This is a genomic window from Microcoleus sp. K1-B1, from assembly GCF_036704705.1.
Lineage (GTDB): Bacteria > Cyanobacteriota > Cyanobacteriia > Cyanobacteriales > Microcoleaceae > Microcoleus.
In genome coordinates, this window is the sequence record NZ_JAUBSH010000140.1 from 1 (window position 1) to 13,316 (window position 13,316).

Annotated in this window: 11 protein-coding genes; 5 read left to right on the forward strand and 6 right to left on the reverse strand. The window is 44.8% G+C overall.

Translation table 11 applies throughout. The features are described from left to right. Positions 1-217 precede the first annotated feature (217 nt). On the reverse strand, positions 218-928 hold the full coding sequence (locus tag QUA83_RS28910) for a ComF family protein (protein ID WP_333297572.1): 711 nt from the start codon (positions 926-928) through the stop codon (positions 218-220). Positions 929-1,000: 72 nt separating this feature from the next. Here QUA83_RS28910 and QUA83_RS28915 point away from each other — a divergent pair, with 72 nt between their 5' ends. Beyond that, on the forward strand, positions 1,001-3,490 hold the full coding sequence (locus QUA83_RS28915; RefSeq protein WP_333297573.1) for a putative PEP-binding protein: 2,490 nt from the start codon (positions 1,001-1,003) through the stop codon (positions 3,488-3,490). 179 nt (positions 3,491-3,669) lie between these two features. Here QUA83_RS28915 and QUA83_RS28920 read toward each other — a convergent pair whose 3' ends face one another. Further along, on the reverse strand, positions 3,670-3,846 hold the full coding sequence (locus QUA83_RS28920) for a hypothetical protein (protein WP_333297574.1): 177 nt from the start codon (positions 3,844-3,846) through the stop codon (positions 3,670-3,672). A gap of 56 nt (positions 3,847-3,902) precedes the next feature. Here QUA83_RS28920 and QUA83_RS28925 point away from each other — a divergent pair, with 56 nt between their 5' ends. Continuing rightward, positions 3,903-4,349: a hypothetical protein gene (locus tag QUA83_RS28925; protein WP_333297575.1), complete on the forward strand. Its 447-nt coding sequence runs from the start codon at positions 3,903-3,905 to the stop codon at positions 4,347-4,349. Between the two features lie 271 nt (positions 4,350-4,620). Here the strand turns inward: QUA83_RS28925 and QUA83_RS28930 are convergent, their stop codons facing one another. From QUA83_RS28930 to QUA83_RS28940, 3 genes are all read right to left on the reverse strand, one after another. Further along, on the reverse strand, positions 4,621-4,908 hold the full coding sequence (locus QUA83_RS28930) for an RNA-binding protein (protein WP_333267191.1): 288 nt from the start codon (positions 4,906-4,908) through the stop codon (positions 4,621-4,623). A gap of 641 nt (positions 4,909-5,549) precedes the next feature. Beyond that, positions 5,550-7,115 carry a methyl-accepting chemotaxis protein gene (locus QUA83_RS28935; RefSeq protein ID WP_333297577.1) on the reverse strand — a complete coding sequence of 522 codons (1,566 nt, stop codon included), beginning with the start codon at positions 7,113-7,115 and terminating at the stop codon, positions 5,550-5,552. A 1,285-nt stretch (positions 7,116-8,400) separates the two neighbouring features. Further along, complete coding sequence (locus tag QUA83_RS28940) at positions 8,401-8,619, reverse strand: hypothetical protein (protein WP_333152197.1); 219 nt, start codon at positions 8,617-8,619, stop codon at positions 8,401-8,403. Positions 8,620-8,780: 161 nt separating this feature from the next. On the opposite strand from QUA83_RS28940, the gene egtC reads away from it, so the two are divergent. The 3 genes from egtC to egtD all read left to right on the forward strand — a co-directional run bounded on the left by egtC (position 8,781) and on the right by egtD (position 12,260). Next, positions 8,781-9,569, forward strand: coding sequence for an ergothioneine biosynthesis protein EgtC (egtC, locus tag QUA83_RS28945; protein WP_333297578.1), 789 nt, complete (start codon positions 8,781-8,783; stop codon positions 9,567-9,569). Then, entirely contained in the window at positions 9,541-10,836 is a 1,296-nt protein-coding gene (egtB, locus tag QUA83_RS28950) for an ergothioneine biosynthesis protein EgtB (RefSeq protein ID WP_333297579.1), read from the forward strand. Before egtC ends, egtB begins: the two co-directional genes overlap by 29 nt. A gap of 380 nt (positions 10,837-11,216) precedes the next feature. Then, complete coding sequence (gene egtD, locus QUA83_RS28955) at positions 11,217-12,260, forward strand: L-histidine N(alpha)-methyltransferase (RefSeq protein ID WP_333297581.1); 1,044 nt, start codon at positions 11,217-11,219, stop codon at positions 12,258-12,260. A gap of 183 nt (positions 12,261-12,443) precedes the next feature. Here egtD and QUA83_RS28960 read toward each other — a convergent pair whose 3' ends face one another. Then, a complete protein-coding gene (locus QUA83_RS28960) occupies positions 12,444-13,055 on the reverse strand; it encodes a hypothetical protein (RefSeq protein ID WP_333297582.1) in 612 nt (203 codons plus the stop codon). Positions 13,056-13,316: the final 261 nt, after the last annotated feature.

The window sequence follows — 13,316 nt, forward strand, 5'->3', positions numbered from 1 at the left end:
TTTGGGGAAGCCGTTGGTTTAAAAAATGTAAAATTATATCATTTATTGGGATATTTACAAAATCGGGATGCTCCCAGTCACAACTTACCGAAAGCATCAAGGATACAAGCCCCGGATTCATCCGTGGTAGAGAAATGAAAAACCTGTATCCGATAAACTTGCCCCCCAATTTATCCGTGGGGTCCATGCTTCAATTCTAAAATCTAAAATCTAAAATCTAAAATCTAAAATCGATTGACCGATCGCTCTTATTCGGAGTTGCCAGTGCCACAGTTCCATAAACCGAAATTCCCGACTGTTCCAAAATTTTAATTGCCGACTTAACCGTAGTACCGCTAGTGTAAATATCATCAACTAACAGCACGCGATCGCGCGGACGCCGGCGGCGAAAATCTTTCCCCAAACCTAAAGCATTTTTCATTTCCGCTTGTCGCTGCTGTGGCGTCAGAGCGAATAAAGCCTGAGTATTTTTCACCCGCTCCAAACCGTGCCGCTGCAAAGGCAAACCAGTCAGCTCACAAAAACTTTCAGCCAAAAGTTCCGCTTGGTTAAAACCACGCTCCCTGAGCTTTTCTTGATGCAGGGGAATCGGTACAACTGTTAAATTGTCTATAGCTAATTCGGGAAAACTCAGCCAAGCTTCCGCCAGCCAGCCGCCAAGAGGTTTGGCTAATTGCGGATTGCCGTCATATTTCAAAGCTGCGATCGCCCGTTTGAGAGCCCCGCCATACTCACCCCACACAAAAACACGCTGTTGTGGTTCTGAATGCCAAAATCGACCGGGATCGCTTAACTGACATCGCTGAAGTTGCTTGTGACAGTACGGACAAAACTCTTCGGCGGCAGGTCGCTGACAAAGAGGACAGTTAGACTTAAGAAATAGATTGAGAAAAGATTTGACTAATCCCGTCCATTGTCGCTTGTTCATCCTAAAATTGTCGTAAGTGATTAATAGAAAAAACTCTCAACTTCAATCAGTTTCCACCGACAGGCTCGCAGCGTGAAAAACCTCTACTGGTTAGACAAAATTCAACCTTCAGACCGAGATGCAGTGGGAGAAAAAGCATTTTACTTGAGCTCTTTGCTCCAGAAAAATCATCCCGTTGTACCGGGTTTTGTCGTACCTGCCACCACATTCTGGCAGTTTTTAGAGTCGATCGAGTGCCTAGAACCGCTGTTTGCTGACTGGCCACACTCTTCCCTGCACTTGAATGTCGATGAACCCAGACAACTGCAATCGATCGCCCGCAGCATCCGCCACCAAATCCTCGCCGGCAAACTGCCAGATTCACTGCTCTCCACCCTAGAGTCTGCTGTTTCTCAACTCAACTCACAGTCAAACTTAAACTCCACAGCCTTAATTTTTCGCCCTTCCCTGACTTCCTGGAACCCGAAAACAGTCGGCATTCTGGAATCTCAGGCAGTACGGGCAGAACCCGAAGCCATTGGGGCCGGACTCAAACGAGCTTGGGCAGAAATGTTCAGAGCCCGAAGTCTATTTTACTGGCAGCGGTGCGGCCTGCGGGTACAGCAAATCAATCCCGCAGTTTTGGTGCAGCCACTTCAAGAAGCGATCGCCGCGGGCGAGGTGAAAACAAAGGCGGGTGCACAGTGGGAAGTCCAAGCCACTAGCGGTTTGGGATTGTCCCTCGCTAGGGGAGAAACCATCCCCGATTACTATCAAGTGCAGCCGGAAACAAGCGCGGTTAAATTCCAGCGGATCGGTTACAAAACATTAGCCTACAATCTCAAAGTCGGCGATAGTGAACCGGAAAAAAAACTGCTACTGGGCAAGTTTGCTGCTTTCCCAATTCCCGATTCTCCATTTATAATTCCTGATTTTGCTGATTGTTGCGTGCAAGTTTTAGCGCTGGGAGAGGAAGCACAAACAGAATACGTTTTAGAGGAATCGCAACTGCAAGAAATCATTGAATTGAGTAAAAAAGCGATCGCAGAATTTGACTCAGATTTAATTTTAGAGTGGACGCTAAACCAGACAGCAAACAGCGACAAACCGCAGTTTTATTTCACTCAAGTTCGTCTTGTGAAAGGGGAAAAAGTCCCGCCGGTAGAGGAAAATCCGAGATCCCTCCCGCAGCCAAACTCGATCGCCCCAGCCCGAACTCCTGCCATACTCAGAGGTGTGGCAGCAGCATCAGGAAAAGCCGAAGCAATTGCCCAAGTTATGACTAATTCCCACCCAGAAAACGCGGAATTCTTAGCCGGAGGCATTTTGGTAGCCCCGACAATCGATCCGAATTGGCTGCCTTGGCTGAAAGTTGCTGCTGGGGTGGTTGCGGAACAAGGAGGCATGACCTGCCACGGCGCCATTTTAGCGAGAGAATTGGGGATTCCCGCCGTTGTGGGAGTGGCCGGGGCCACGCGGGCGATCGCCTCGGGCGATTCGGTTTTGGTAGACGGCGATAGCGGAGAAGTTTTTGCCCTCACTCAACCGGATGCGATCGAGACAGGAGACAGCCGCCGACTTCGGGACACAGCAAAAAAGGAAGATAAATTATACAGTACAGCCGCCAAAATGTCAATAGCCAAGCACCAATCTTCTACCTCTGATCGATCGTCCAATTGGGCGCCTAAATCTCGACAATCTGAGTCTACTCAATATGTTTGGGGCCCACCAACGGCGACTCAACTGCTAGTTAATGTCAGCCAAACAAGTTCGATTGACCGCCTCAAAAATCTGCCAATAGACGGCATCGGATTGCTGCGATCGGAATTAATGGCATTAGAAGCTTTGGACTGTCAAAACCCCCAAGTTTGGCTACAAGACGGCCGCCAATCGGAATTTGTCGATCGCATGGCGGATTGCCTCAGCTTATTTGCTGCTGCGGTTTCGCCGCGGCCAATATTTTATCGATCTCTCGATTTACGCGAGTCAGGCGCCCACGGCAGTTTCAGTTATACCTTTGAACCGGAATTATTTGATTGGGAACTCTGCGTCCTTCAAAAAGTCTGCGAGTCAGGTCATACCAATGTTAATTTAATTTTGCCTTTCGTGCGATCGGTTGAGGAGTTTATCTACTGTCGCCAGCGCTTAGAAACTGTTTGGAAAAACCGCTCTACAGAGTTTCAACTGTGGATTATGGCGGAAGTTCCTTCGGTGTTATTTTTATTACCAGATTACGTAAAAGCCGGAGTTCAAGGAATTTCTATCGGCACCAACGATTTAACCCAATTTCTGTTAGGCAGTCACCGCAACTCCGACCAGGTAGCAGGTGCTTTCAACGGGCGCGATCGAGCAGTGATGAGGGCGATCGAACAATTAATCAAACAGGCGAGGGCCGCCGGCATTCCTTGCTCAATCTGCGGCGACGCTCCCGCATTGTATCCCGATACAGTTGAATCCTTCGTGCGGTGGGGAATTTCGTCTATTTCGGTCAATGTCGATACTGCCGAACAAACTAGCAGAGCGATCGTCCGCGCGGAACAGCGCCTGCTGCTAGAAGCCGCTCGATCGATAATTAACAATTAACCACTCCGGGACTCACTTGACCCCAGAAATCCGGTTTCTACTCTAAATCATAGCTTTGGCAAGCAGCGACCCGCTCAGAAATCGGATTTCTAGACAACCCGTGCGTCCAGGAATATTAACAACTACAGAAACCCGGTTTCTGAGTAAATATAGCAACCCCCCTGACGGTTAGGAAATTCTTAATTTCTCAAACCCTGGCTTTTATTCCTTTTATTGCTTCTTCCTTCTTCCCTCTTCCTTCTTCCCTCTTCCTTCTTCCTTCTTCCTTCTTCCCTCTTCCCTCTTCCTTCTTCCTTCTTCCTGACATCCGTTACATCCGTTAAATAATCCGTTGCCGAACTTCCTTCCACTAACATCCGATTTTAAAGCTAGGATAGAAATATCACCAATTCTTGACCCGGAGGTACAAACCGTGAAATCAAAAATTATTGCAACCGCAGCAATACTTGCCGCCCTGGCCTTTCTGCATCCTCACCCAGCATTATCTCAACCTGCAACTGACGGTGGCAAAAAACCCGGATTCTGGCAACCTCAAGCGCAGGTTGACAATACTCGCAACATTACCCTCAGACTGTTAAATGAAACGGGATTGAACCTAGAATACGGTGAATCAGGTGGCCGCTTGTCATCCTTGCCAGTCGGAGCCAGCAGAAACATCAGTGTTCGCATCAGCAATCGTACCGGCGACATTGCCAATATTCCGATTAATGCCACCGGAGGAACCACAACTTTGAAATACGACTATAACGTTGACTCGCAGACAAACATTGTGACGATTCGCATCACCAGATCAGATCCCCGCACTACGCAAGACCGATCAGTTTATATTGATGAAAAAGGGCGAGTTTACTCTTTCTAAGATTAATGCTCATCAACCCGGTTTCTCCTGATAAATTTTGCTTTTAGCAGCGATGTATCGCGGCAGAAATCGGGTTTCTAGACTAGCGTGCATAAATTCTGTCTTTCTCAAAAAGTTATGAATCAAGTGCAGCCCATACAGAATCGATATTTTTGTGCAGCGGATTTGACATTTCATCCCCAAAATCAACTGCTGCTTTCAATTCGGCGCTAGTGGCGCACGGCGGTGCATCAGGTGGGTTCCGAGAGGATGTCAACCGCCGCATCGCCGACTAATATCGGTCGTTTCTATTGATAGCTGCGCCTCGATTTCCCTCTTCTTTCGGTTTAGCTTTGTTCACTCGCAAGGGGCGTCCCATCCACTCTGCACCGTCTAATTCGGCAATTGCAGCGTCTTCTTGGGCATCCTCCATCATCTCAACAAATGCAAAACCGCGCATCCTACCGGTTTCCCTGTCGGTAGGCAAGACAACTCGCTTGACTGTGCCGTATTCTGCAAATACTGCTTTGAGGTCTTCTTCGGTGGCGCGGTAAGACAGATTTCCAATGTAGATAGTCATGTCGATCGAACTGAACTTGTTGTGCTATACATAATAACCTGTTAATTTAACTGTCAAGTGCTCTCTAGCATACAAGTGGGCGATCGACTCTGACTAAAAGGGTTTGCCACACTGACTAACCCTTGGTAGTGGCTGCAATAGTTAGCTTGATCAAAAGTCATCTCCTCACTCACCCTGCGGATGAGGAGATGATTTTTGGGGTGGCGAGGAATCCCACCCGTCAACAATACTTGATTTGAATCAGATCAGTGATAGGTGGGTGACGAATCACCAAGCATCTTCCGAAACAAAGCGAGTAATAAGGTATAATATATTAGGTTGCTCTGGATCGCGATCGTTGATATAGCGGTTTTCAACTTTCGTGAAGGACTTGCCAGTTAATTACCAATTCCCCACTTGTTCAATTCTTTAATTCTTTGATCTAAAATCTAAATCTCTACCTCACTCACTTGAGAATTTCTATACACATCTAGACAGCCCTTTGAGGAAACCTACTTCACATCTCCCCAGCCCTTGCCTAAACGGGGAGATGTCACTTTCAATCCTTGGGCAAAATTTGGAATTGCAAATTGGAAATGAGGAATAAGACAAATTTTCTCTCCATCTCCTTAATCCCCAGTTTAGGATATTACTTTTCTCAATTAAACTAAGGATGTGAGATTTAAAGCAGCTTTGTTAAGTGTTTGAGTACCAATTCGACTTTGGGTAATACCGCTGGCTGTTTCCGTTGCTCCTTTATTCAGAACATTCATCGCCTCTACCACTTGCTCAATAGCGATCGCCTGCTGTTTGGTATTCAGATAAATTTGCTGACTGCTGACAACAACACTGTTAATAGCATTAGCAAGATTGTTAAAATTATCCGCCGTACCTTCAGTCAATTTCAGGCTATTATCTAAAGTTTTCTTGCCCTCATCTGTTACCATCACTGTTTTATTAATGGAATTCTTAATACCGCTTATCAAATCACTAATCTGATCCGACGATTTTTTGCTTTGATCTGCCAGTCTGCGAATTTCCGTCGCCACCACCCCAAACCCCTTTCCTTGTTCTCCGGTGCGAACTGCTTCCACTGTAGCGTTAATTGCCAGCATATTAGTTTGATTAGCCAAATCGCTGACTAAATTGGTAATATTAGCAATCTGATTGGTTTGCTGGCTCAAATGTAAAACTTGATCGGCGATCGCTCCGACTTTTTCCGTCAAACTCAACATTCCCTGCTGGGTTTTATTTACTATTTTACTGCCTTCTGCTGCCATATTTAAGACATTACTGGCATTTTCAAGGGCTGATTCGGCTTGCATAGCTGATTGCCTCGATGATGCGCCCAATTCATCCATTGTGGTAGTTGTTTGATTAACAGAAGCAGCTTGTTGTACAGCAATACGTTCCTGTTGCTCAATTGTAGCAGCAATCTCGGTAGAAGAACTGACAATCATATTAATAATACCTTTCAGCGCTTTATCTAAAGGTTTGGCGATCGCTATGCTTAAAGCTATGCCTAAAATAATCGCTATTAGCGGTCCCACGGTCATTCCCAAAAATACTGCACCTTGCGTCTTTTTACTATCATTTTGCGCTGTTTTATAAGCGTATTCTGCTTGCTTTTTGTTGGATTCAACAACTGCTAAAGTGGCTTTTTCCGAATTGATAAATTTAACACGAATCACCTTAGCTTGCTGACTAAGTTGATTCAAAAGGTTGCTAGCTGTGTTTGCTCTTGCCATTTCTGGCGAATTACTTTTACCCTGCTTAAGTAGTTTGATCTGCACACTTAAAGGATTCAAAATTCCCTGTTTCTCGAATTCTTGATTAAGTCGCAGCAGTTCTTGATCTTCCTGCTGCCACTCCTCCCAATACTTAAGCATTTGTTTATAGAGTGCGTCTTCCTCTGAGATACGTGGAATGACTTCGTATGCTTTAAAACCATCTTTAATCTGCTGCCAAGCCTTGTCCATTCTGTTTAATGCTTCTTGCCTTTCTGCTGGAGTGAGTGCAGAATTAATTAACGCTCTCTCGGATGACTCAATTTGGGTTTGTCCCTCGTTAATTTTCAATAATGCTTCAATACTAGGCAAGTTATTTTGACCGAGAGTCTCTATGTGTTGACTGAGATTAAATGTTGAGTTCCATCCTACCCACGCAACGAAAAATACTAACAGTCCCATCATCAGAAATGCACTGATCAGTCTGGTTTGTAAATTCATTTTTCTCAACATACTATTTCTTTTCCTTCTACTACAGTTATCCTCGCTGCAATCATGAACATATCTTGTATATTATAGCTTTTCTCAGCTAGATGAAATACCTCTTATGATTTTACATTGGAGATTTTATATTCTAAAATTAGGAATTAATTGATGAGTAACTCCTGCTTCTGAAAGTAGCTATCGATTTTGGGTAACGACGTAGTTGTGAGCCCGATGAGGTATCATATTGCTGACTCATTCTTAACGTTAAAATCTAAAATATAAGATAAATTAACTATAATTCGCTTAAGAGTCACAGCATCCCCAGAAGTGGAGAGGCTGCCACATACATTGATATCACTTTTGTTAACCAAGCATCGAATACATCATACATTACTAGCAATGAAATCTTATTATCTTGAGTTTACACAAGAAATTATCGATGTCGATAGTTGGCGAAGCAATCTCACAAAAATTCATAGCTAACTGTTTTTTGGGACTTCTCAGTTTTGTAAAAAAATTTGTAAAAAAAATACTTAAACAGGCTCCTGAAACCCAAAATATTGCTCAGCGAGCTAATTTATGCGCTCCTGGAAAATTAAGGCAGAACAACTGATAATTTTAGCGCGATTGAAAATAAAAATGATTCAAATTTTGAATAACTTAATTCTTAACTCTATCAAGAAAAGGTTGAATGGCGATAAAAAAAACGAACCAACTTGTACAAATTTTTATCACAAGCACTATATAAAGTTCAATATTTTTTTCCGACTTAATACTAAAAAAATGATATAATTACATTTGATACTTTTACGAGCTGGCAACCTACAGAAACTAGGAAAAAATACTTTGGTAGTGATGGATAAGGGTCATAGAAATAGGCCAAATAAGTAAATAAAGTAATCCCAAAAAATGGCGAAATTAATATCCTTGTCGCCCGCTTTGCCCGATTTATCATAAGTCTAAGAAGTTATGGTCAAAACTTAAAAATATTTTCAGTTTTATCAACACAACAAATTATTAATGATTAGGAAAGGCTATAGAGTTTGCATTCCGTCAACTTTCTCAGCAAGATATTTGGAACTGGTTGACACACTGGTGTTATTGTACTTCATCAATCTGAGAAAGGTTATACGGGAATCGCTTGTGTCTGTGCAGACTTTCTAGCGGGGACTGAGAAATTCAGTCTAGCCCTGTGTGGAAATCCCGTAAGGGAAAAACGCGGAAAGCCAAACTGTGAAGTTTGGAAGCCCACGCCATAACTGTAATCAGTTTGGCGTTGGGAGGATGTTACTGCTTTTCCTTAGTCGATCGAGATTGACTGAGGCCCCGTGCTTTTACCGTTGGTGGGTTCGGCTGGGGGAGTAGTGTAGGAAGTTGAACCGGCTTGATCGTCGATCCAGCTTTTAACGGGATCTTCGTGAAGGTTGAGTCGAAGCAGGCCAGATAAAAATCCGCCCGCGAAGGCGATCGGCTGTTCGATCAATTCTTTCGCCATTGGGATGAGTTCGTCGATGAACATTCAAGAGTCTCCTTGTGTTGCAGGGGTTCTACCTTAACTGTATCGTTTGTACTGCGATGCTGGCAGCGGGCTACAAAAAACCTTCCAGCGCTGAAGATGCGCGATCGGGCAATTTTCCGGCTCATGACTTACAATGCTAATCACATTGCTGCAAAAATTTTATGTGCCGTTTGCTGGGCTACCTAGGGGAGCCGATTTTACTTGATGCTATTCTGTACAAGCCGGAACATTCCCTAATTGTGCAGAGTTACGATCCCCGCGAAATGACTTCTGGCCTACTCAATGCTGACGGTTTTGGTATTGGTTGGTATCACCCGCACCTCGATACTGACCCGTTTACCTATAAAAATGTACAGCCAATTTGGAGCGACATTAACCTTCCGAGTATCAGTAGATACGTTGAATCTGGATGCGCGATCGGATATGTTCGCAGTGCAACTTCAGGACAAGCTGTAGATTTGAGCAACTGTCAGCCGTTTCAGAACGATCGCCTGCTGTTCGTACACAACGGCTTCGTGAAGAATTTTCGGCAAACTCTTTACAGACCAATTCGCGATCGGCTTAGCGATACGCTTTATCAATCAATTAACGGCACTACAGATTCAGAGCATATCTTCGGCTTGTTTGTCAATGAATTGACAGCCGAAAATCTGACCATACAAGCAGCTTTGCAAAAGTCGCTGAAAACTTTGGCAGAGCTAGCAAACTTTCACCAAGTAGAATTTTCAGCTAATATAATTATCAGCGACGGACACCAGCTCGTTGCCTCTCGCTTTGCTTCCCAAAAAGCCCCTCCTTCCCTCTATTGGCTGCGAGACGATTTAAATTTCCCAAATTCTGTCATCATTGCTTCTGAACCTTTATTTGCTGGCAATTGGCACGAGTGCCCAGTCCAGAGCATTATCAGTACCGGAGTAGAGCGTGATATCGAAATCTATCCAATCTTGTAGAGAGGCAATTTATCGCGATTTGCAGCAGTGTCGCAACGGCACTTTCAAGCTATTTGCAGACATCGATTATGATACTTTTTGCCGTCAAGCTCATCCTGATTTCAGTCCGGTTGGCTGGCACTTAGGTCACATTGCTTATACTGAGGATTTGTGGCTGTTGCAGCGGTGTGCGGGGTTGAAGCCAGTCTTTCCTCAGTATCACCAACTGTTTGCTGCTGATATTTTGCCGAAAAAACAACGGGTTTTTCTGCCGACGTTACCTGAAGTTGAATTATATCTGGACGCGGTGAGAAAAAAGGTGTTAGATTATTTGGAAGTCGCGCCGATCGACGAGCAAGAACGTCTCTGGCGGTTTATTATTCAGCACGAAAGCCAGCACTGCGAAACTGTTGCTTTCGTGTTGCAAATGCACAGGAAGAAGGAAGAAGGAAGAAGGAAGAAGGAAGAAGGAAGAAGGAAGAAGGAAGAAGGAATATTAATGCCCCATGCCCCATGCCCCATGCCCCATGCCCCATGCCCAATTACCGATTCCCCGGCGATTGAAATTCCGGGCGGGGAATTTTACATGGGAAGCGATGCTGCGGAGGCTTTGGATAACGAGCGATCGCGCCACCTATGTTATTTAGAAGCATACTCGATCGATCGCTATCCCGTCACTTGCGGTCAATACCGAGATTTCATGGAATCCGGCGGCTATCAAAACCCTGATTGGTGGTCAGCGGACGGCTGGAAATGGCTGCAAGGGGAAGCCGTCTCTCAACCGCTTTACTGGTCAGAAAATCCAGCTTTCAACAACCATCCAGTTTGCGGAGTGAGTTGGTACGAAGCCCAAGCTTACTGCAACTTTATCGGCAAGCGTTTGCCATCGGAAGCCGAATGGGAAAAAGCTGCGAGTTGGGACGCCACAAATCAAACATATCGCATCTATCCTTGGGGAGAAGAACAGCCAAACGGCAGCCTGTGCAATCACGGCAATAATATTGCCAATACCTCGCCAGTTGATGCCTTTCCCAAAGGAGCAAGTGCGGCTGGTTGCTACGATATGTTGGGCAATGTTTGGGAGTGGACTGCTTCAACTTTTGACGCCTATCCGGGATTTGAAAGTTATCCTTACAGGGGATATTCTCAAGTTTATTTTGATGGAGAACACCGGGTTTTGAAAGGGGGGAGTTGGGCTACTTTTCCGCAGGCTCTGCGATCGAGTTTTCGGAATTGGTATTATCCGGGCGTGCGGCAAATTATTGCGGGTTTTCGCTGCGCTAAGTAGTTTGCTAGATAATTATAATCACCCTCAAATTTGTTGATAGTGAGGGATTTATTTATCGGACTTTTCCGATGAACAAATTCCTTAACACTTGGATTATAAACCTTGTTTGACGAAGCTCAAATAAATGGCTGGAGAGGGAATTGGGGGAAATTTTTGTTTGCGAAATGCTAAACTTTTTTCCATGTAACAAGATCAAATAAAACAAGTTTGGTTAAGTATTCAATAATTTTTGTGGATAAATTTTAAGTTTTAATTGTGGATGCGATCGCCATCGGGTGAGACAATACAGAACGGAGAGTAGCCTGAAAAATCTGACTTGAGCGCGATATTTGGCAACGCGGCTGCGTGCTATACCCATATGTGCATCTAAAAATTACTTTATGAAATCCCCAATACAGTCCGACACGACAAACTCAGCCTTAACCAAAGAAAATCGGCTGCACTTAGAGCGGCTGGTGAGCGCTGCGGCACTGACACCCGCAGAAATCAATGCTGGCAGCGATGCAGTTAGGGGGTTGACTCAAACCCCCAAATCCCTGCCTCCAAAGTATTTCTACGACGATCGCGGCTCGAAGCTGTTTGAGTTGATTTGCCAGTTGCCGGAATACTACTTGACGCGCACTGAGACGGCTATTTTGCAGGGGTGCGCGGGGGCGATCGCCAATTTAACGGGCCCCTGCGAAATCGTCGAACTCGGCAGCGGCAGTTCCACCAAAACTCGGATTCTCCTCGATGCTTACAGTCAACTGGAATATCCCCTGCACTATTTGCCGATCGACATCAGTCCTACTATCCTAGAAAGCAGCGCTTGTCAACTGTTGGCAGATTATCCGTCGCTCCAGATTCACGGACTTGTCAGCACTTACGAATTAGCCTTAGCTAAAATTGCACCGTCGCCGTTGCCAACCCGAATGATTTGCTTTCTCGGCAGTACCCTCGGCAATCTCAACGCTCAAGAATGCGATTTGTTCTTCTCGCAAATTGTCGGTGCATTGCAGCCGGGAGAGTATTTTTTGCTGGGAATTGACTTGGACAAATCTAAGGATATTTTAGAGCCTGCCTACGATGACAGTCAAGGAGTAACGGCAGCATTTAACTTGAATATGCTGCGACATTTAAATCGAAAGTATGAGGGAAATTTTGATTTAGCACAGTTCGAGCATTGGGCTTTTTACAATCAAGAGGAATGTCAAATTGAAATGCACTTGAAAAGTAAAAAAGCGCAAACAGTGCACTTGCGTTCTCTCAATTTAACGGTTGAATTTGCAGCGGGAGAAACTATCCGCAGCGAAATATCGCGCAAGTTTAATCTCAATACTGTAAAAAAAGAACTGTCGCAGCGTGGTTTAATGCCTGTGCAGGTTTGGACTGATCCAAATCAGTGGTTTGGCTTGATGCTTTGTCAGATGTCAGTTGACAGTTGACAGTTGACAGTTGGCAGTTGGCAGTTGCCAATTGCCAATTGCCAATTGCCAATTGTTATTTGTTATTTGTTTTGAATATCTCCCAATAATCAGTAACTACTGACTACTGACTACTGACTACTGACTAATAACGTTCGCGAGCGGGGACAACACTATGACTACTGACTATTGACTACTGACTAATTAACAAATCGGCCGCTGTCCGGGTTTGACGGCGTGAATGTACTCGCTGCCCGAAGTCGGCCATCCCCGCTTATAATAAGCTTCCTCCGGCTTCCCCCAGCCCAACTGCAACAAAATTTCTAGAAAATCCAACTTTTCCCACTTCGAGAGACTGGCCCATTCTGTGCGCTGGGCTATAGCCTCTACATCAACCGGCTCGATCGAGCGAAAATCCTTCCCGCTGTTAATGCTTAAATACAAATCCATCCCGGCAGTTACCTGCTGCCAGAATTCCAACATAGCAATCTTAGCTGCCTTTAACGTAATCAAATCAACCGGTAGAGCTATTAATTCGTCATCCACTGCCGGATAGCGTAGAGTATTGCCTTTAACCGCGATTTCCCGCCAGACAATCCCAGAAACTTGATGTTCCCGCTGGTATTCGTGCACGGCAGCCTTAAAATTTTGATAGGCAGTGAACTTCTGCACGCCCTCAGATTTGAGAAAGCGGTCAATCACGGGGTTGCCTGTAGCAGGAGTTTGAGTCAAGTTGAGACGCCGCCCGTGCAAGCAGGCTTGGCGCTCTTCTTCGAGGATTTTAATGAGTTCCGCCGTGCTGTAGACCTTAGACATCTTTATTCAGGCAAAATCAATACATTTGCTGGTCTGGCTGGTTTGATCGGCTAATTTTCAGTAAAGATTGTTTGTTTTTTGATCGAGATCGCTTTTGCCGTTATTCTAACTTTAAAAAATCTTTGTGCTTAATTCTAGTTTGATAGTTTACAGGAGTCGAGCCCAGAAATCCCGAAAGCCTCTTAGAGAAAGCCACAAAAAAAATGATCCGATAACTAGGCGGATTTAGCAAAAATTTCAACAAACCATTTTTTGAGATTG